Annotated in this window: 16 protein-coding genes; 8 read left to right on the forward strand and 8 right to left on the reverse strand. The window is 47.6% G+C overall.

The genetic code is table 11. The features are described 5' to 3' along the window. Positions 1-7: 7 nt before the first annotated feature. Genes VOA_RS09435 through VOA_RS09415 form a run of 5 tightly spaced genes read right to left on the reverse strand, consistent with a single transcriptional unit; the run spans position 8 to position 5436 of the window. Complete coding sequence (locus VOA_RS09435) at positions 8-3145, reverse strand: PAS domain-containing hybrid sensor histidine kinase/response regulator (protein ID WP_000004878.1); 3138 nt, start codon at positions 3143-3145, stop codon at positions 8-10. Next, positions 3129-3725 carry a SpoIIE family protein phosphatase gene (locus VOA_RS09430; protein WP_000344906.1) on the reverse strand — a complete coding sequence of 199 codons (597 nt, stop codon included), beginning with the start codon at positions 3723-3725 and terminating at the stop codon, positions 3129-3131. The genes VOA_RS09435 and VOA_RS09430 overlap by 17 nt, the downstream gene beginning before the upstream one ends. Continuing rightward, on the reverse strand, positions 3715-4161 hold the full coding sequence (locus tag VOA_RS09425; protein WP_000987822.1) for an ATP-binding protein: 447 nt from the start codon (positions 4159-4161) through the stop codon (positions 3715-3717). Before VOA_RS09425 ends, VOA_RS09430 begins: the two co-directional genes overlap by 11 nt. Next, the gene (locus VOA_RS09420) at positions 4158-4505 is read right to left on the reverse strand and encodes a hypothetical protein (RefSeq protein WP_001192241.1); all 348 of its coding nucleotides are present in this window, start codon (positions 4503-4505) and stop codon (positions 4158-4160) included. Before VOA_RS09420 ends, VOA_RS09425 begins: the two co-directional genes overlap by 4 nt. Before the next feature lie 10 nt (positions 4506-4515). Next, entirely contained in the window at positions 4516-5436 is a 921-nt protein-coding gene (locus VOA_RS09415) for a protoglobin domain-containing protein (RefSeq protein WP_001261269.1), read from the reverse strand. 486 nt (positions 5437-5922) lie between these two features. Here VOA_RS09415 and VOA_RS09410 point away from each other — a divergent pair, with 486 nt between their 5' ends. Both VOA_RS09410 and VOA_RS09405 read left to right on the forward strand, forming a co-directional pair. Then, positions 5923-7479 carry a methyl-accepting chemotaxis protein gene (locus VOA_RS09410; RefSeq protein ID WP_032468231.1) on the forward strand — a complete coding sequence of 519 codons (1557 nt, stop codon included), beginning with the start codon at positions 5923-5925 and terminating at the stop codon, positions 7477-7479. A 176-nt stretch (positions 7480-7655) separates the two neighbouring features. Beyond that, on the forward strand, positions 7656-8984 hold the full coding sequence (locus VOA_RS09405; protein WP_001143066.1) for an MATE family efflux transporter: 1329 nt from the start codon (positions 7656-7658) through the stop codon (positions 8982-8984). A gap of 98 nt (positions 8985-9082) precedes the next feature. On the opposite strand, the gene aroG is transcribed toward VOA_RS09405, so the two are convergent. Then, on the reverse strand, positions 9083-10135 hold the full coding sequence (gene aroG, locus VOA_RS09400) for a 3-deoxy-7-phosphoheptulonate synthase AroG (RefSeq protein WP_000487855.1): 1053 nt from the start codon (positions 10133-10135) through the stop codon (positions 9083-9085). Positions 10136-10498: 363 nt separating this feature from the next. Here aroG and VOA_RS09395 point away from each other — a divergent pair, with 363 nt between their 5' ends. The 5 genes from VOA_RS09395 (at position 10499) to VOA_RS09375 (ending at position 15583) form a co-directional block, all read left to right on the forward strand. Further along, positions 10499-11212, forward strand: a complete 714-nt coding sequence (locus VOA_RS09395) for an amino acid ABC transporter ATP-binding protein (RefSeq protein WP_198006581.1) — start codon at positions 10499-10501, stop codon at positions 11210-11212. Further along, on the forward strand, positions 11212-12009 hold the full coding sequence (locus VOA_RS09390) for an amino acid ABC transporter permease (protein WP_000595728.1): 798 nt from the start codon (positions 11212-11214) through the stop codon (positions 12007-12009). Before VOA_RS09395 ends, VOA_RS09390 begins: the two co-directional genes overlap by 1 nt. Before the next feature lie 24 nt (positions 12010-12033). Next, on the forward strand, positions 12034-12870 hold the full coding sequence (locus VOA_RS09385; protein ID WP_001190436.1) for a transporter substrate-binding domain-containing protein: 837 nt from the start codon (positions 12034-12036) through the stop codon (positions 12868-12870). Continuing rightward, complete coding sequence (locus tag VOA_RS09380) at positions 12871-13767, forward strand: amino acid ABC transporter permease (protein WP_001067249.1); 897 nt, start codon at positions 12871-12873, stop codon at positions 13765-13767. Positions 13768-13879: 112 nt separating this feature from the next. Next, on the forward strand, positions 13880-15583 hold the full coding sequence (locus tag VOA_RS09375; protein ID WP_001088329.1) for a phospho-sugar mutase: 1704 nt from the start codon (positions 13880-13882) through the stop codon (positions 15581-15583). A gap of 76 nt (positions 15584-15659) precedes the next feature. Here VOA_RS09375 and VOA_RS09370 read toward each other — a convergent pair whose 3' ends face one another. Both VOA_RS09370 and VOA_RS0117795 read right to left on the reverse strand, forming a co-directional pair. Continuing rightward, positions 15660-15968 (reverse strand): bactofilin family protein, encoded by a 309-nt coding sequence (locus tag VOA_RS09370; protein ID WP_000445978.1) that lies wholly within the window; start codon positions 15966-15968, stop codon positions 15660-15662. Positions 15969-15970: 2 nt separating this feature from the next. Then, positions 15971-16912: a M23 family metallopeptidase gene (locus VOA_RS0117795; protein ID WP_000664681.1), complete on the reverse strand. Its 942-nt coding sequence runs from the start codon at positions 16910-16912 to the stop codon at positions 15971-15973. 604 nt (positions 16913-17516) lie between these two features. Between VOA_RS0117795 and VOA_RS09365 the strand changes: the two genes are divergently transcribed. Then, positions 17517-19466 (forward strand): PTS mannitol transporter subunit IICBA, encoded by a 1950-nt coding sequence (locus tag VOA_RS09365; protein WP_000625718.1) that lies wholly within the window; start codon positions 17517-17519, stop codon positions 19464-19466. Positions 19467-19549 lie beyond the last annotated feature (83 nt).

A 19549-nucleotide genomic window follows, 5' to 3' on the forward strand; every position in this document is an offset into this window, starting at 1 on the left:
GATCGATTTATCCATAAATCTTGTCTAAATCCAATGGGTAGAGGCTGACAGCACGCCTTAATGCCACTTCCGCTGCAGCAAAATCACACTCACTGATCAATTGGCAACAAATCGCAAAATCCTCAGATTTGAACAAGGTATTGAGATGTAGGTCGTGCTGTTCAAGAAAATCGAGCGCTGCTGCATCCATGTCCAAAAGATAAAGATGAAGCTGGTGCAAGATGGCAATCGTCTCCTTATTTAACGCTTGTGCGCTAGCTCTACTGGGATTCGGTCGATTCAGTGCTTTAGCCACTAGGGCAAAGAAGTGCTCAAGGTGGCTTGTTAACTCGTTCAATAAGCCTTGAAGCTGAGTTACATCGCTCTTTTTGTCTAACGCCATTTCGAGTCGAGCAGCAATATCAGAAGCTCTCATCGCCCCTAAATTGGCGGCGGTTCCTTTTAAAGTATGTGCATACATAACCGCGAGTTCTCGATCCTGCTGCTCCAAGGCCAATTCAATACGCTTAACGATGTTGTGCTCTTTATCCAACATCTGTGACAGTAAACGCCGATACAACTTCTCATTTCCAGCGACTCTCAGCAGACCATTTTTCACATCCAAAAACTCGATATCACTCAATTCAAAGCTAGTCTTCGCACTTGATGCTTGGGAATGACTAGACTCTCGCCGAGTGAGACTTTCTGTTTGCGGCACTGTTTTTCTTTCACACCACTTGCCAATGGTTCGATAGAGCAAATCTGGGTCGATGGGCTTGGATACATGATCGTTCATCCCTATGCCCAAACAGCGCTCGCGTTCTTCCACCATGGCATGGGCAGTCATCGCAATCAGTGGGGTGTCATTATGCTCTGGAATTGAGCGAATATGGCGTGTCGCTTCATAACCATCCATCACAGGCATTTGTAAATCCATGAAAATGATGTCAAAACGCTGCTGAGTTTCTAAAGAGTGGGCCAAATGTTCGAGTGCTTCTTTGCCATTATTAGCGGTGGTGACTAAAAGCTCTTTGGCTTCCATAAGTTCGAGGGCAATTTGCTGGTTGATCTCATTATCTTCAGTAAGCAGCACTCGCAAACCTCGAAGATCGCAATGTTCATTATGATGGAGGAGTGGCGTGGTAATGGGAGACGATGTATTCCCCACAAACACATTGACGAGAAGATCATACAGCTCAGACTGACTGATCGGCTTGGTTAAAAAGCCACAGATATCAATTTCAGAGATCACCTGTTGTAAATCATCTTTATCGTAAGCTGTGACGATCACCACCTTAGGTTGCAGCTCAGCAGTAAAGGTTTGACGAATGGCACGCGTTGCTTCAATCCCATTCATTTCCGGCATGTTCCAGTCCATAAACACCAGATTGAAGGGTTTTCCATTTTCAATCCCTTGTTCCAACTTGTGTAACGCTTCTAGCCCATTGGCAGCGGTTTCTGGCGGGATATCGAGAATCAACAGCATGTCTTGCAAAATCTCCCGAGCATGATCGTTATCATCAACGATCAGTGCTCGAATATCTGCCAACACATCGGGTACCACTCTAGGAGGTGTGCTTTGCTCCTCATCGACATCAAACCAAGCAGTAAAGGTAAAACAGCTGCCCTCCTCGGGTTGACTAATCACGCTGATTTCCCCTTCCATTAACTCGACTAAACGGCGGCTAATCGAAAGTCCTAATCCTGTTCCTCCATATTTACGGGTTGTACTGCCATCGGCTTGGGTAAAGGCTTGAAAAAGATGACGAGTCTGCTTTTCTGTCATCCCAATCCCTGTATCCATGACATGAAACTGTAGTTGAATGCGCCCTGTTTGGCGCTCACCCACCTGGACGTTGACGGATATTTCCCCTTGTTCGGTAAATTTCACCGCATTGTTCACAAGATTGATCACTACCTGACCGATACGCAGTGGATCACCTATTAATTTACGGGGGATCTCCCTTGGCAGGCTAAACAGCAGCTCCAAACCTTTGTCGAAGGCTTTTTGCCCTGTGACCATGGAGACATTATGTAAGACCTCATCAAGTGAAAATTCAATACGCTCAATGCTCAGTTTACCGGCTTCAATTTTGCTGAAATCCAAGATGTCATTGATGATACCGAGCAGCAGAGTCGCCGAACTGTGGATTTTCGATACATAATCACGCTGTTTCGCGCTCAGTTCAGTTTTCAGCGCCAAGTGCGACATGCCGATAATCGCATTCATTGGGGTACGGATTTCATGACTCATATTAGCCAAGAACATTGACTTAATTTCCACCGCCTCTTCCGCTTTCGCTCTGGCTTCATTCAGCTCTTGTTCTACCGCTTTGCGTACAGTGACATCACGCAGAAACATCGCGGCTTGGCATTGGCCGTTTAACTCAAAAATTGAGATGCCAAGATCAATCGGCACCCATGTCCCATCACGGGTATAGGTATCCGCTTCAAAGAATGCGTCATTGAGTGACTGTTGTTGTTCCACTTGCAGTGGCAGGGTTAAAACCGTGGCTAATTTTGGTGGCAAAGCCATTTTGAGAAGAGTGAATAGCGGTTGCCCGAGTGCTTCTTCGGAAGTGTAGCCATAGGTGGTCATGGCGATTTTGTTCCAGAGCAAGATCACTCCTTGGCTATCAATGATCACTACACTAGAAGGAGCGCCCTCAATGATGGTTCGCGACAATTCTTCACTCACCGCCAACTCTTTGGTGCGCTTCGCGATTTCTTGCTCAAGTCCAGCTTGATGTTGGGCAAGAGCCCGGTTTGTTTCATGTAGTTCTTCTAAAAGCTCATCACGTCCTTTCTCTTGCCACAATTCGCGCAACCTGCTTTGCTCTGCCGCACTGGGTATACCTTTTGCTACGATATGACCAACAAAACCGTGTGGATAAAACTGTATGCGCAGGGCTTGTTGAGTGGCAACACCCACGGAAACTGGGTAATGCCCAGAGAGTAATAATCCATTGTCATTGATGGTGATTTGCAATGTCACGGTTGACGCAATAGACAACAACTGATTAAACAAATCAGCTGCATGCCACGTCAGGAGATCTTGCTCTGTCGGCGATAACTTAAAACAGCGTACTGTCGCCAAGCATTTCTGCCGTAATGCGATCAGCCCACTCTCACTATTATGCAAAACAATTTCAAACGTTTCGCTCATGGTGACACCTCACGACGATCACGGTGGCATCATCATGGTACTTAGAAAAGTGCTCCATGTAATACGATGCAATCTGCCGCGCAGAATGTTGTAACCACGGCGCTCCAGCCTCATCAAGATCCAGATTCTCCCGAATCCCATCGGTTGTCAGAACAAACCAGTCCTGCGGCTGAAAAGCACCTTGAAACTCACGCAAACTTGGGATCATTTCCCCGACAATCCCGGGCTGAGCATAAAACGACTGGGTACGACGGTTCACTTTGCGCAGTAAGTTATTACCAATCCCAATCCCACTGAATTGATAATTCCGACTATCCAGATGCAGCATTGTTACCGCAGCACCGAGGCTGCCAAGAAAACGCTCATGGAGTGACTTCATCAGCCAAGTGAGATCAAAATTCGCTTTCTCTTTGAGGTATTTTTCCATCGCCCGTGCAAGCTCTGCAGCATGAGTGCCATGCCCTAACGCATCAATGATCACCACCAACAAATCATCTTCATTCTGATACACCAAATAGCCGTCTCCAGCTTCTGGCTCGCCAAAATAAGGGACTTGGCGTACCGCGATGTCAAAATCCATTCTGACTCCATTTGGTCACGGAAACCTTGGTTCCATTTGCAAGATTTTCTAAAGAAAATTCATCTACCATCCTTCTGACACCGGGCAACCCTAAACCGAGCGAGCCGCCAGTGGAAAAATGCTCCTGCAGTGCCAACTCGATATCCGCAATACCTGGCCCTTTATCTTGAACTGTGATGCGAATGCCTAGCCGCCCTTGAGACTTAATCAGTTGCATTTCCACCGTACCAAATTCTGCGTATTTAAAAACGTTGGTTGCCAGTTCAGAGACCACGGTGGCAATCTCACTCACCTCAACCATTGAAAATCCTATCTGACGTGCAAACACATAAGCACCCATCACTGCAGTAACAGAATCCGTTTCTCCACACAAATGAAACAGCTCACTTTTACCCCCTTGTAATGTTGAGGAATAAGGCCGTTCTGAGGACATCATTTCAATATTTCCAACGCTTGTTCGATACTCGACACTGACACCATGTGCGAGGTATCCAAACCAGTGTCGAGCATTCCCAACACCAAACCAGGCCGAATACCAACAAAAATACAATGCCTCCCCATCACTTCAATGGCATAGGACAATTGCAGTAAGCGGCTAAGCTCCACTCGGCTACAACTTTTCAAGCCCGACATTTCAATTAATACACCGCGAATATTCTCACGCCCCAATGCCGTAAGCAGCTCATCTTCAAACACTTTTAGCACGCTGAGCGACAAGTCTACTTGGATGGAGGCAATCAAGGCCTGTTGCATACGACTGATTGAAATCACGCTTTGCATTGTTCGACGCCTAGTTTTCTAAACGCATCTGTTCAATGCCTTTCAGATTGACCCCCACGGTGCGAAACGCATTTTCTAGAGCATCTCGCAAGGTAGCATTGGTTTTTACTTCCCCAACATTGATGCCTAGTTGCACCATAGTTTGAGCTATAGAGGGAGAAACACCAGAGACAAGGCATTCACAGCCCATCAGTTTGGTCGCCTTAGTAATTTTAATGAAATGGTTTGCCACTGCGGTATCCACCACCGCCACACCCGAAATGTCCATAATGAATACTTTGGCACGGTATTCAGCGATTTTATGAAGCACGGTGATCATAATGTCCTGTGCTCGTTTGGAATCGATAATCCCGACAATTGGCAGCATCAAAATGTCTTGCCAGATCATGGTGACCGGTGTCGACATCGCCAACAACGCTTCGCTCTGTTCAGAAATTTTTTTATTGATTAAGCGCGAATAAGTATCCACCACTATGGTGGTATCCATGTGCAGTAATTTGGTAAACGCCGTGACCAGAGAACTGTATTCATCACTGTAAAGGCTGCCGTCGTACATACGTTTGGTAAAAATCACCATCGACATATTCATGCCTGCAAAATAGGTGGGCAAAGGCAACCCGACTCGGGCATGAACCTCCCCAACTTCAGCTCGTTCTTTCACATATTGCGCATCCACTCGTGCATTAAAAAAGCTACGCCAATAATTCAGTTGCTGATCTTGCACTCGGGTCAACTTTAGGGGGTCATGGAAAAATTGGTCATAGGCGGAAGTAGTCTGCAACCAACCGTAGAAATGGGTGACATACTCTTTAAGTTTTGGCTGAATGATCTGACCAAACTTACGAATCAAAGCGAGATCGGCTTCAGTAAGATCATGCAAAGCAAGCAATGCTTCAGGATCACTGAGTACGGATGACTGTACTGTCCTCATGGTTTCTCCTTGATAAGGAAAGGCGCAGACTACTCAACACCACCTTAAAATTAAACGTTCAATCTAATTGGCTTGTTATGATTCTAAAACTATAGACAAGATTTGAGGTATTCAGACAAGTTTTCCTCTACCTCATCTCGAGGAAATTCCAACCGCTGTTTTTAGACTATGGGGTGATTTAGCCTGCCAAGAGTCGAACCTGGATGAGCTATTGATTGCATTAGGCATTCTTAGCTGACGCACGATGAAATCAGTCAAAAGCACGAGCAATTTCCACAGTAAAGGTAATGAAATAGATTGATTTTCAATCTATTGCGAAATTACTTAACAAACATACTACTTAAGAACTATTGCCCCATGTTGATTTGCATACTTTGATATAGATAACTATACCTAGAAGTGACCATGTTAAACGGTATGACATGAGTCCTACGGAACAACGACAGATTTAGGCTCACTTTGTTTGGCCAATTTCGGGGCGCACATATGAGAAACAATCAACCTGTTACACAGAAGGAAGTGACTTATCCACCTCACTTTAATCTTCTTTCCACCACCACTTTAAGTAGCCATATTAAATACGCGAGTAAAGATTTCTGCGATGTTGCCGGATACACACTCGATGAATTAATCAATCAACCCCATAACATGGTTCGCCACCCAGACATGCCACCTGAAGCCTTTAAAGATATGTGGGAGCATATCAAAGCCGGCAAGTCATGGATGGGTATGGTAAAAAACCGTTGCAAAAACGGTGATTACTACTGGGTTGATGCCTTTGCTTCACCAATCAAAGAAAATGGTAAAGTGGTGGAATACCAATCTGTCCGTTTATCTCCGAGTCGGCAACATGTTGAAAATGCAGAAAAACTCTACAAACAGATTCGCGAAGGTAAAACTCATTGGCGCTTAAAAATACCCCGCAGTCGATTGTGGCAACGCTTAGGTGCTGGATTTGTGGTTGCTGCAGGACTCAGCTTCATCGCTGACTTTTTCTTAGCTGGTGCCGGAGTTCCTTTAATGCTCCTGCTCACTGTAGCAATGGCGTACCAATTTACTCGACGTCTCGAAGAGCTTTCACAAGAGGCTCGAAAAGTGTTCGATAACCCACTGATGGAGTTGGTATACAACGATAGAGTCGATGATTTCTCTGAAATCAGACTTGCGATGAAAATGCGCCAGTCTGAACTGAATGCCGTAGTGGGACGCATCCAAGACTCCAGCATCCAAATAGGTGAGGCTGCGAAACTCTCCTCCAAAAACAGCGAAACCACCGCAGAAAACTTAGATTCACAAACCAGAGAAACCGAGCAAGTCGCCGCTGCGATTACTCAAATGAACATCACGGCAACGGAAATTGCTCAAAGTGCTCAAGCCGCTTCCGATGCAACAAGTGAAGCGCAAAATGCTGCCCGAGAAGGGATGCAAGCGGTAGAACAAACTGTTGATGCCATGACTCACATGGCTACCCAGTTAGCTCAAGCAAGCAAAGTCATTGAACAACTGTCGGCACAAAGTGCAACGATTGGTCAAGTAATGGAAGTGATTCAAAGCATTGCAGAACAAACCAACTTACTGGCTCTTAACGCAGCGATTGAAGCAGCGCGTGCGGGAGAACAAGGCCGAGGCTTCGCAGTTGTTGCTGATGAGGTCCGTAAACTGGCTCAACGCAGTACGGAATCGACCGAAGAGATTAAAGAAGTGATTACCTCGATCCAGAGCAGTACACGAAATGCCGTGAATGCAATTGAACAAGGCAACCAACTCTCTGAATCTTGTGTCAGCAGCGCCAACACATCAGGTGACAAGTTGACCACTCTGCTCTCACAAGTCTCTGATATTGCAATGCGTAACGAACAAATCGCCACTGCGGTGGAGGAGATGGCGAAAGTGACGGAAGATATGAACCGTAGCGTGCAATCCATCAGTGATGTTTCTTCATCAAGCCTCGTGTTAGCCGAAGGTACACGTAACGAATGTTTACACCTAGTGGAAAACTTATCATCGCAAACTAGCCTAGTGAGTCAGTTCCGCCGACTATAAGAATTTTATAAGCTCCTTGTACCTTATTTAGCCTTGAGGCGCCCCTTCAAGGCTTTTTTTTATCCATTTTCCCACCATTTTCTAAGATGATTTTTTGCCAGTAAAACGAGATTTAGGGTTGTGAATAAAGATTTAACCCAAATATAACAATCACACTTATCTGGATAATAACTCTTATGCCTACTCCTTCTGCGTCATTAGCGAAACAACTTTTCCAAATGACTTGGCCAATGCTGTTTGGCGTACTGTCACTAATGAGTTTCCAACTGGTCGATAGCGCCTTTATCGGCCAACTCGGCATTCTTCCCCTCGCCGCCCAAGGCTTTACCATGCCCATTCAAATGGTGATCATCGGCGTGCAAGTCGGTTTAGGCATTGCCACCACTGCGGTGATCTCGCGCGCTTTGGGGGCGAATCAAGAGCACTATGCCAAGCAATTGGGCGGTTTAGTCATTAGTGTTGGGGGAATTGGGGTTGCCGTCATTGCTGTGCTGCTTTATTTGTTGCGCCATCCGCTACTGTCTTTGCTTGGTGCCTCTGATGATGTGCTGCAAATCATCGATCATTACTGGATCTGGTGGTTGGTGAGTGCTTGGACAGGCGCGATGCTCTACTTCTTCTACAGCTTATGCCGCGCCAACGGCAACACACTGCTGCCCGGAACCATGATGATGGTGACCAGCGTACTGAATCTGATTCTGGACCCACTGTTTATTTTTACGTTGGATTGGGGCATAAACGGTGCAGCCATTGCCACTATCTTGGCGTTTGGCATCGGGATCGGGATCGTGGCTCCTAAAGTAACTCAACGCCAATGGATGAGTTTCGACTGGCATGATCTGGATATTGCAAAGAGCTTAACCTCACTCGGTCACATTATGGGGCCAGCAATGCTAAGCCAGTTGTTACCACCGCTCTCTTCTATGTTTGCGACCAAGTTATTAGCCGGTTTCGGTACGGCGGCCGTAGCAGCTTGGGCGTTGGGTTCTCGGTTTGAGTTTTTTGCTTTAGTGGCAGTTCTGGCACTGACGATGTCGATTCCCCCCATGGTAGGGCGAATGCTCGGCGCTAAAAATGTGGCGGATATTCGCCAGTTGGTTCGCATCGCTTGCCAATTTGTGCTTGGGTTCCAACTACTGATTGCACTAGCCACTTATCTCCTAGCCAGCCACTTGTCATCGCTAATGACCAGTGAGACTGAAGTTGCGGCAATTTTGCTCCAACACTTAACCATTGTTCCTATCAGCTTGGGCGCACTCGGCATCTGTATGTTGATGGTGTCTGTCGCCAATGCGCTTGGCAGAGCCTATGTAGCATTAACCATTTCGGCTTTACGACTGTTTGCTTTTTATCTGCCTTGCTTATGGATCGGGGCACAAGTTTACGGGCTTACTGGTCTGTTTATTGGTGCGTTAGTGGGCAATATTTTAGCGGGTTGGGTTGCGTGGTTGAGCTATCAACGAGCGTTGCAGCAGCTTGAAAACGCTTGTCACGCGGTCGCATAGAAGGTTCAAACCACTCGCTGCCCATCTTTAACGCTAAGAAGCCACCATAAAAAAGGCCCTTCACATCAGTGAAAGGCCTTTGCATTTAAGCAACACAATTAAGCTTGGCGACGCGTTTCGATCGCCGCAGCCAGTTGGCGCAATACGGTTTCAGTATCTTCCCAGCCAATGCAAGCATCAGTGATAGATTGACCGTAAGTCAGGTTACAACCTGGAGTCAGATCCTGACGACCTTCAACAAGGTGCGATTCAATCATCACCCCGAAGATCGCATGTTCACCTTGTGCGATCTGCGCCGCAACATCCTCCGCCACCACCATTTGGCGTTTGAACTGCTTAGAGCTGTTCGCGTGACTGAAATCGATCATTACTTTTTGTGGTAAGCCAGCCACTTCCAGCTCTTGCTTGATATTGCTCACGTGCGCCGCGCTGTAGTTTGGCTCTTTACCGCCACGCAGAATAATGTGGCAATCTGGGTTACCCGCCGTCTCGACAATCGCCGAATGACCAAACTTAGTGACCGACAAAAAGTGGTGAGAAGCGCCTGCAGAGCGAATCGCATCGGAAGCGATTTTAATGTTGCCATCGGTCCCGTTTTTGAAACCCACAGGGCAGGAAAGCCCTGAAGCTAACTCACGATGCACTTGAGATTCCGTTGTGCGCGCTCCGATCGCGCCCCAACTGATGAGATCCGCCACATACTGTGGGGTGATCATATCGAGGAACTCACTGGCAGTTGGCATCCCCAGATCGGTCAGATCCAGCAGCAGTTTGCGCCCCATGCGTAAACCATCGTTAATTTCATAGGTGTCATTGAGGTACGGATCGTTAATTAACCCTTTCCAACCGACTGTGGTACGTGGCTTTTCAAAATACACTCGCATCACGATTTCTAACTGACCACTGAGCTCATCACGCAGTGCTTTTAAACGCTGACCGTATTCAATCGCCGCTTTCGGGTCATGAATAGAGCATGGACCAATCACCACCAACAGGCGATCGTCTTTATCTTGCAGCATATTATGAATCGCTTCACGCGCCTGAAACGTGGTCGAAGACGCGGTTTCGGTAGCCGGAAATTTCTCTAACACCGCGACTGGTGGCAGTAGCTCTTTAATCTTCTTAATTTTTACATCATCGGTTTGAAACATTGTCACTTCTTCCTTTACTTTCTGGTTCACCTAGCGAGTAACGGCTCTCGCTACAGTAGTTACTGCACCTGTCGTGTCTTCGGGTAACTTATCGGCACTCAGAAAATGTCGCAAGCACTATTTTTAAATAAAGGCAAGATTCCACTTTTCTTTACAAGAAAATCGTTGTGTAAAAAATAAATTACACCACAAAATAGAGCGCTAAGAACTGATGAATCCTCTTCAAACTCCCTGAAGTTGCGAGAATAAAACAGGGTTGAGACAAAGAACAAAAGCGGCTTTCAAGACAGAATCAATTAATGCAATGTCAGTTTTATGTTGCTAAGGTATGCCAAGAAGAACAACAAAGATAACAACATGAAAGTGATAGAGTTTCGCCAAGTCAGCAAATGGTATGGTCAATTTCAAGCACTGAAGTCGATTTCTCTAACCGTCAACAAAGGGGAAATTTTGGTGATTTGCGGCCCTTCAGGCTCCGGTAAGTCAACCCTGATCCGCACCGTGAATGGCTTAGAAAACATTGATGCTGGTGAAATTACTGTGCTACCCAATCTGGATGAACGCACTCGACGCAGCGGCAAGATCGGCATGGTATTTCAGCATTTCAACCTGTTTCCGCACTTAACGGTACTGGAAAACCTTACCCTAGCCCCCATCCGCACTTTAAAACTTTCGGCTCAGGAAGCCAAAGATCGGGCTTATCATTTTCTGCAGCGCGTGAAGATCACCGATCAAGCACATAAATACCCGATTCAACTCTCTGGCGGCCAGCAGCAACGAGTCGCGATTGCTCGCTCTCTCTGCATGCAGCCGGAGATTTTACTGTTTGATGAACCCACTTCCGCGCTCGATCCTGAAACCATTAACGAGGTACTCGAAGTGATGGTCGACCTTGCGCAAGATGGCATTACCATGATGTGCGTAACCCATGAAATGGGTTTTGCGCGCAAAGTCGCACACCGCGTGATGTTTATGGATGAAGGGGAAATTCTCGAAGTGGGTTCACCCGATCAGTTGTTCCAAAACCCAACGCATCCGCGTACCCAACAATTTCTCAATCAGATCCTGAGCCATTGATGATAAAACGCTTTCTTCGCCCACTGCTGTTTGCCACCCTGCAAATGATCTTGGTATTTGCCGGATTGGTCTGGCTGCTTGATTCTGGCGCACAAGCCATGGGCTATACATGGCAGTGGCACCGAGTGCCTGAGTATGTGCTGATTTTTGAAGATGGGCAGTGGTGGGCGGGTGATTTACTGCACGGCCTATTGGTCACCTTGCAGTTGACAGGGATCAGTTTGATTTTCACTTTGGCTTTGGGTTTAACCACCGCTTTGCTGCGTCAGTCACGTTCACTGGTCGGGCGCGCTTTAGGCACCGGATACATCGCGGTAGTCCGCAACACGCCGCTTTTGGTACAAATATACCTCCTCTACTTTGTGTTTGGCCCAGTGATAGGGCTCGACCGATTTGCTACCGCAGTGCTTGCCCTTGCTCTGTTTCAAGGTGCGTATACCGCAGAGGTATTTCGCGGCGGGTTAAACAGCATTCCGCAAGGTCAGTATGAAGCGGCACGCTCGCTAGGCTTATCGCGCTTTTTTACCTTTTACGATGTGATCCTGCCGCAACTTCTGCAACGTACATTACCTCCACTCACCAATGAGATGGTGTCGCTGATTAAAAACTCGTCTATTGTCAGTGTGATGGCGATTTTTGATCTCACCACTCAGGGGCGCAATATCGTCTCGGAAACCGCGATGCCGTTTGAGATTTGGTTCAGCGTCGCGGCGATCTATCTGTTGTTAACCCTGACTCTGTCAGCATTATCAGCTTGGCTAGAACATAAATTGGGCGCGCAGTGGCGCTCACAGTAACGATGAAATAAAGAAGGAACTCCTATGCAATCATTTGGACAACGTTTAGGTCGATTCAGCGTTAAAACCTTACTTACTGGCTTGTTGGGGCTGGCTCTCACTTTGCCAGCAGTGGCGAGCGACACGCCGAATCTTGATGCGATTAAAGAGCGTGGCACACTGCGCGTTGGTATGTCTACCTTTGTGCCTTGGGCAATGCGCGATAAGCAGGGTGAGCTGATTGGCTTTGAGATTGATGTCGCTAAACGCTTAGCCGCCGATTCAGGTTGGCAAGTGGAATTTGTGCCGACCGCATGGGATGGCATTATTCCGGCGCTACTGGCCAAAAAATTTGATGTGATCATCGGCGGAATGTCGGTCACGCCTGAGCGTTCCAAAAGTGTGCTGTTTACGGCGCCCTATTCGCACTCTGGTGTGCAACTGGCCGCAAGCAAAAAGCTCGCTGAAGGCTTTTCCAAGTTGGAAGACTTTAACAAGCGCAACGTAAAAATCGCGGCTCGCCGTGGTGCTTTCACCGTACAAGTGGCGCGTGAAACTTTCCCTAAAGCCAGTGTGCTGCAATTTGATGACGATGCCCAAGCTTTCCAAGAAGTGATCAACGGCAACGCGCATGCGGTGATTGCTTCAAGCCCCAAACCCGAGCATGAAAGTATCAAGCACAGCGATTCATTGTTTCTTCCTTTCAGTGAACGTTTAAGTAAAGGCAATGAAGCGTTTGCAGTGCGTTTAGGGGAAGAAGATAAGATGGCCTATTTTGATCAATGGATTGCAGACCGCACGGCCGATGGCTGGTTACAAGCACGGTATGAATACTGGTTCTCCACTTTAGATTGGCAAGATCAGATCGCCTCAGGTCAGTAGATGAATAACTATGGCGCCAAAACCTCATCGGGCAACCGCTTTACTTTGTTCGATGGTGGATTACTGCTCGCAATCGCCAGCCTCATCGGCTGGCTTTATTATCGATCCGAGGTGGGTATTCACTACCACTGGCACTGGCGTGAAGCATGGGGTTTGATTTTCACGCCGCGTGCGGATGGCAGTTTACCTTACTTCTTACAAGGCTTAGGTGCGACCTTGCGTTTAAGCTTGTGGGGCATGGTACTAGCTTTAGTGTTAGGGTCTCTGATCGGCATCGCGCGCAGCCGCAAGGCTTGGTTTGTGCGTTTACCCGCTAACGCATTTGTGCAACTGGTACGCAATATTCCACCGCTGGTGTTTGTGTTCATCTTCTATTTTTTCATCTCCAATCAACTTATTCCGCTGCTGGGGTTGGATGAGCTACTGCGCAACCATATTGAGGAAGTTCATCCATTGGTGACTGGGCTGTTCGGCCCTGCCCGCTTGTGGGAAAACTTGTTGTCCGGCGTGTTGTGTATCGGGCTACTCTCTTCTGCTTATATTGCGGAAATCGTGCGGGCGGGACTTGCCAACATCCCGCTGGGACAGTGGGAAGCCGCGGATTCGCTTGGCTTACCAACGTGGGTCAAATACCGCTATGTGATTGCCCCACAAGTGCTGACCGCCATTACCCCAGCACTGGCAGGACAGACAATATCCCTCATCAAAGACACGTCAATCATCTCGCTGATTTCGATTCAAGAACTGACCTTTGTCGGCAGCGAAATGGCCAACTCATCTGGGCTAATTTTTGAGATCTGGCTCATTGTCGGCGCTGCCTACCTGGTGCTTTGCCTCACGCTGTCTATGCTGTTTAAACAAGTAGAGAAGCGCAGCTTACGCCATTTAAGCCGTTGAATGATTAATGAAGGTATCGAAGCAAAGCCAGTTTAGCGATTGCTTCGATATTTTTGAGAATAAATATCAATTAGACTGAAACTTCAAAACCTTAATAGACAAAGGTGACCCCATGAATTCACAAGTCACACACTGGTTGGCCAGAGATCCGGACCCTAAAACTCGTCAAGAGCTGCAACAGTTGATCGACACTCAGCAAGACGCGCAGATTGCCGAGCGCTTTCAATCACGCCTTGAATTTGGTACTGCGGGTTTACGTGGCAAAGTCGGCTGTGGCCCTAACCGAATGAATCGTTTAGTGATCCAAGAAACGGCGGCGGGTTTGGGGCATTACCTGATTGCTCAATTACCCGATGCCAAAAACCGCGGCGTAGTGATTGGTTACGATGGCCGTCCAGATTCAAAGCAGTTTGCTCACGATACCGCCAGCGTGCTGACTTCACTCGGCATCAAAACGTATTTGACCTACCAAGTGGCCGCGACCCCGATCGTGGCTTTCGGCGTGCGCCATTTCAACGCGGCGGCAGCGGTGGTGGTGACTGCAAGCCACAACCCGCCGGAATACAACGGATTTAAAGTGTATTGGGAAAACGGCGCGCAAATTATTCCTCCGCATGATGCAGGCATTGCTGCTTGTATTGACCAAGCGGCACAACAAGCGCTCCCTTATCTATCCCTTGAAGAGGCAGAGCAACAAGGCCTGCTGCATTGGCTACGTGATGAGTATTACCAAACTTACCGTAAAACCATTGGTGAAAGCCCACTGTTGCAGCATCATACTAAGCCGCAAGCGCTAAGCTTGGCTTACACCGCGATGCATGGTGTGGGTGCTAATATGGCAGAAATCTTACTCGCCGATGCCGGTTTTACTCACGTTAGCAGCGTGAAGGAACAGCGCGAGCCGGATGGCACATTCCCAACCGTCAACTTCCCGAACCCGGAAGAAGCGGGCGCGATGGATATGGTGATGGCACTGGCCAAAAAAGTCGGCGCTCAGCTTGCTTGTGCTAATGATCCCGATGCGGATCGCTTTGCGGTTGCCGCGCGTAAAGCCGATGGCGAATATCAAATGCTGACCGGCGATCAAGTCGGTTCACTGTTTGGTCACTATCTGCTCTCGCAAACCGATGCTTGTCGCCAACTGGTCGGCAACACCATCGTTTCTTCCAGCTTGCTCAGCAAAATCGCCGCAGCTCATGGCGCACGTTATTACCAAACCCTCACAGGTTTTAAATGGTTGACCAACGTGGCGATGCAAGAGCAAACCGAGCAACACCAATTCTTGTTCGCTTATGAAGAAGCGTTGGGATACACGATTGGTAGCACAGTTTGGGATAAGGATGGCCTTTCTGCCCTGGTCGCTTTTGCCCAACTGGCGGCAGAGCTTAATGCACAAGGCAAAACGGTATGGGATCAGCTTGAAGCACTGTATCGCCAACATGGCCTGCACGTTAACGCGCAGCGCAGCATTGCGTTAGCACCTAACTCTCCACCGGTGGGCGATAAATTGCGTGCCACGCCACCAGCGGATATTGCAGGGCGTAAAGTGCTCATCGTGGAAGATTTTAAACTGGCTCGCCGCACCTTTGCCGATGGCAAAACCGAAGCGATTACCCTACCTGCCAGTGATGTGCTGATCTACCATCTGGACGGTGGCGCTCGTGTGATTGTACGCCCATCGGGTACGGAGCCTAAGCTGAAATGCTACTACGAGGTGGTGACGCCGTTTACGGCTGGCGAAGATTTTGCGAGCGCACAAGAACGTGCCGATGAGCAGATGTCACTGCTGATTGCGGAGCATCAAACGAGTTTATAACGCGCTTTGCACCCATCTGTTGTACAAAAACAAAGAGAGGCGACTGCCTCTCTTTTGTTGTCGACTTAGCGTTAACTTAACCTTCAGCCGCAGCTTTGGCATCTTTAAAATCAACCACTTGATGCTCTGGTGAAGGGTGGGTATTGCCCGTAAAACGGCCGCCTTGTTCAATACTGAGATCATCACTGAACAAAGTGCCATTAACACGACCCTTGTTGAGGATCTCAATTTTTCCGGCGTGACCAGTGCCCTCAAACAGACCATTAATGATCAGATGGTCAGCAAAGATTTCGCCACGAACCACACCGCTTTCACTGATCACCAGTGTTTTATCAACATGCAGCTCGCCTTCTACTAGGCCGTCAACCTGAATGCTGCTTTCCACTTTCAGCTCTCCGGAGATGTGGCTACCTTTTGCGATGAGAGTTGTAGCTGAGAGCTGACTCTTTGCTCGACTTTGTTTACTAAAGATTCCCATCGAATACCTCTTACTTTAGTGAATATGGTTTCAAAATCATTGACTCCCCAATCGACAAAAGGTCGTGGGTCTAATGATCGACCAATAAAACGGATTTCGTAATGTAAGTGCGGGCCGGATGAAAGCCCGCTGTTACCGGAATAGCCCAACAAGTCGCCTTTTTGTACAAACTCACCACTTTTCACGGCAAACTTCTGCAAATGTGAATACGAACTGCTGAACCCATACGCATGCAACAAGCGAATAAAATTCCCTGAGCCCACTTTGCTGGCGCGAGTCACTTCTACAACGCCGTCAGCCGGGGCATAAATTGGGGTCCCGATGTTGACCGCAAAATCCTGACCGCGGTGCAATTTAGCTTGCTTGGTCACCGGATGAACCCGCTTACCGTAACCGGAAGAGATCCGTGCGCTTGGAACAGGGGAACCACTTGGAATTTGTGTCAACATCATAGTTCGCACTGAGGATGTAATCGCGGCGGCATCTAAACGAGATTCTAATTCAGCGCCCGTTTCATCCACGCCAAGCACTTTTTCCAAATCACCGAGGCGATCGGAAACGATCTGAATCTTCTCTTCGCGTACTGCTAAGTCACTTTCAAGGCTTTCTTTTAGCTCACTAAGTGAAGCAACCTCTTCCAGTAAGGACATTGACTGACTTTCCAACTCTTGCTGTTTGAGTTTGGCAAAATCGACTTGGTTTTTCAGATAATAAATTACGCCTCCCGTGGCAAACACCCCCACCAAGGTGATGTAACCCAAACTCTTGAGAGCGAGGCGAAACACTCTATCCAAATGAAAATGCTGGGTTCCATGAATCGAGGAAACCGAGACAATCACTCTTTCTTTCATACTGCTTTATTTCTTCATCTGGACGGCAAAGTGGAGCGGATGATAACAAGTAACTCCCCCCATCTAAACCTTTTGCATAAGGTCATTGAAGCCCATTCACAACCTTATTGCGCATTTTGTGAATTAGGTATCTTACCCACACGTTAATTACGCTTATAGGCAGAAAACATGACGGATTTTGTAGCTTAATTACAAATCAAACAATAATAAAAGGAGAAATGCAGATTACGGAGTGCCAAGGAAACAAAAGCGTGATCTGGGTCATCAATGGTTTTATTTTTAAACGACCAATATTCACAAAATGTGAATAAAATCACTTAATTCATAAAAAATTAAAAATATAAATTTGAGGCATTGATCGATTTAAAATAATTGACAAAATCAAATTTAAAAAAATGTATTAAATTTACATGACAAATAGTTGAAATAGATCACTAAAAAATCCGAATGATAAGCACATTTTCATAACAACGATCACAAAAAACCCGTTGGGGATTCTGTTCGAAATTTGTGTGGTAGAGTGATTGTGTACTAAGCAATCAACGGTTTTTTGCCAAACCGTTACTACGATTAAATTCAAACGGAACATCCAACGGGGGACGCGATGATATCATCAGACGCCAAGGTCAAGATACAAAATTTTGGCCGTTTCTTATCAAACATGGTCATGCCGAATATCGGCGCTTTTATTGCGTGGGGTTTTATTACTGCGCTTTTCATTCCAACAGGTTGGGTACCCAATGAGACGTTAGCCTCTTTGGTTGGCCCTATGATTACGTATTTACTGCCGCTTTTGATCGGTTATACCGGCGGTAAACTGGTCGGTGGTGAGCGCGGTGCGGTGGTGGGTGCCATCACCACAATGGGCGTGATTGTCGGTACTGATATTCCCATGTTCATGGGCGCGATGATCGTCGGCCCAATGGGCGGTTGGGCGATCAAAACTTTCGATAACAAAGTGGATGGCAAAGTACGTAGTGGCTTTGAAATGTTGGTGAACAACTTCTCAGCCGGCATCATCGGGATGCTATGTGCCATCATCGCCTTCTTCCTGATCGGACCATTTGTGAAAGTGTTGTCAGGCGCATTAGCGGCTGGGGTTAACTTCCTCGTAACCGCTCACCTGCTCCCTCTGACGTCCATCTTTGTTGAACCAGCCAAAATCCTCTTCCTCAACAACGCGATCAACCACGGTATTTTCTCACCACTGGGGATCCAACAAGCCAATGAAACAGGCCAATCTATTTTCTTCTTGATTGAAGCCAACCCAGGTCCAGGCCTTGGTATTTTGCTGGCGTACATGGTGTTTGGTAAAGGAACGGCTCGTCAAACCGCGGGCGGTGCAACCATCATCCATTTCTTCGGTGGTATTCACGAAATCTATTTCCCTTACATTCTGATGAATCCACGCCTGATTTTGGCAGCGATTGCGGGCGGTATGACGGGTGTGTTTACGCTCACCGTATTTAATGCAGGTCTGGTATCTCCAGCCTCTCCCGGCTCGATTTTCGCGGTTCTGCTGATGACTAACAAAGGCTCAATCTTAGGCGTGCTGTGCTCTATCTTTGCAGCAGCAGCGGTTTCTTTCGCCGTCGCAGCACTACTGATGAAAGCACAAACCTCGACAGAGCAAGATGGCGATAAAGACGCGTTGGTGAAAGCCACGTCCAAGATGCAAGAGATGAAAGCGGGCTCTAAAGGTCAATCAACACCAACTGCCGCGCAGAATAAGAAAATCGACATGGCGAATGTACAAAGCATCATCGTCGCTTGTGATGCAGGCATGGGCTCCAGTGCCATGGGTGCAAGCATGCTGCGTAAGAAGGTTCAAGAAGTTGGTTTACCAATCATTGTCACCAACATGGCGATCAATGCATTGCCTGCGGAGGTAGACATAGTGATCACGCACCGAGATCTGACTGACCGTGCACGCAAACATGCACCACAAGCCGAGCACATTTCACTCAATAACTTTCTGGACAGCGCACTGTATAGCCAACTGGTCACGCAGCTTCTCGCCGCCCAACGCCATGCCGCGAATGATGGTCAGTTACTCAAACCTTCCATCATGGCCGCCAATGATGACAGTTTTAAAGTCCAACCACCGAGTGTGTTCCAACTGCAAAAAGAGAACATTCACCTTGGCCTGAATGCCAGTAATAAAGAAGAAGCCATTCGCTTTGCGGGTAACAAATTAGTCGAATTGGGTTACGTACACCCAGAATATGTCGATGCCATGTTTGAACGCGAAAAGCTGGTTTCTACCTACCTCGGTGAATCCATCGCGGTGCCTCACGGCACTGTGGATGCCAAAGATCGCGTGATCAAAACCGGCATCGTGATTTGCCAATACCCGCAAGGTGTCGCCTTTAGCGAAGACAGCAGCGATGTTGCAAAGCTCGTCATCGGTATCGCGGCTAGAAATGACGAACATATACAAGTCATTACCACCATTACCAATGCTCTTGATGATCCAAGTGCTATCGACAAACTCACCTCAACCAAGGACGTGAGTGATGTACTGAGCATTTTGGCCACCAGCCAAGCAGCATAACGTTTTTGCTCCTGAGGCAAAACGAGGTCAGCAACGCCCCCTATGTGGCTGACCTCACCTCAGGCAGTAAAGGTAACAATTCA

Origin of the sequence: Vibrio sp. RC586 (assembly GCF_000176715.1) — a bacterium.
Taxonomy (GTDB): domain Bacteria; phylum Pseudomonadota; class Gammaproteobacteria; order Enterobacterales; family Vibrionaceae; genus Vibrio.

Excerpts from the sequence above, each read along its gene's own strand:
- VOA_RS09405 (WP_001143066.1), top strand. The coding sequence starts at position 7,656 with ATGCCTACTCCTTCTGCGTCATTAGCGAAACAACTTTTCCAAATGACT.
- VOA_RS09380 (WP_001067249.1), top strand. The coding sequence starts at position 12,871 with ATGAATAACTATGGCGCCAAAACCTCATCGGGCAACCGCTTTACTTTG.
- aroG (WP_000487855.1), bottom strand. The coding sequence starts at position 10,135 with ATGTTTCAAACCGATGATGTAAAAATTAAGAAGATTAAAGAGCTACTG.
- VOA_RS09410 (WP_032468231.1), top strand. The coding sequence starts at position 5,923 with ATGAGAAACAATCAACCTGTTACACAGAAGGAAGTGACTTATCCACCT.
- VOA_RS09390 (WP_000595728.1), top strand. The coding sequence starts at position 11,212 with ATGATAAAACGCTTTCTTCGCCCACTGCTGTTTGCCACCCTGCAAATG.
- VOA_RS09430 (WP_000344906.1), bottom strand. The coding sequence starts at position 3,725 with ATGGATTTTGACATCGCGGTACGCCAAGTCCCTTATTTTGGCGAGCCA.
- VOA_RS09425 (WP_000987822.1), bottom strand. The coding sequence starts at position 4,161 with ATGATGTCCTCAGAACGGCCTTATTCCTCAACATTACAAGGGGGTAAA.
- VOA_RS09375 (WP_001088329.1), top strand. The coding sequence starts at position 13,880 with ATGAATTCACAAGTCACACACTGGTTGGCCAGAGATCCGGACCCTAAA.
- VOA_RS09415 (WP_001261269.1), bottom strand. The coding sequence starts at position 5,436 with ATGAGGACAGTACAGTCATCCGTACTCAGTGATCCTGAAGCATTGCTT.
- VOA_RS09365 (WP_000625718.1), top strand. The coding sequence starts at position 17,517 with ATGATATCATCAGACGCCAAGGTCAAGATACAAAATTTTGGCCGTTTC.
- VOA_RS09385 (WP_001190436.1), top strand. The coding sequence starts at position 12,034 with ATGCAATCATTTGGACAACGTTTAGGTCGATTCAGCGTTAAAACCTTA.
- VOA_RS09435 (WP_000004878.1), bottom strand. The coding sequence starts at position 3,145 with ATGAGCGAAACGTTTGAAATTGTTTTGCATAATAGTGAGAGTGGGCTG.
- VOA_RS0117795 (WP_000664681.1), bottom strand. The coding sequence starts at position 16,912 with ATGAAAGAAAGAGTGATTGTCTCGGTTTCCTCGATTCATGGAACCCAG.
- VOA_RS09420 (WP_001192241.1), bottom strand. The coding sequence starts at position 4,505 with ATGCAAAGCGTGATTTCAATCAGTCGTATGCAACAGGCCTTGATTGCC.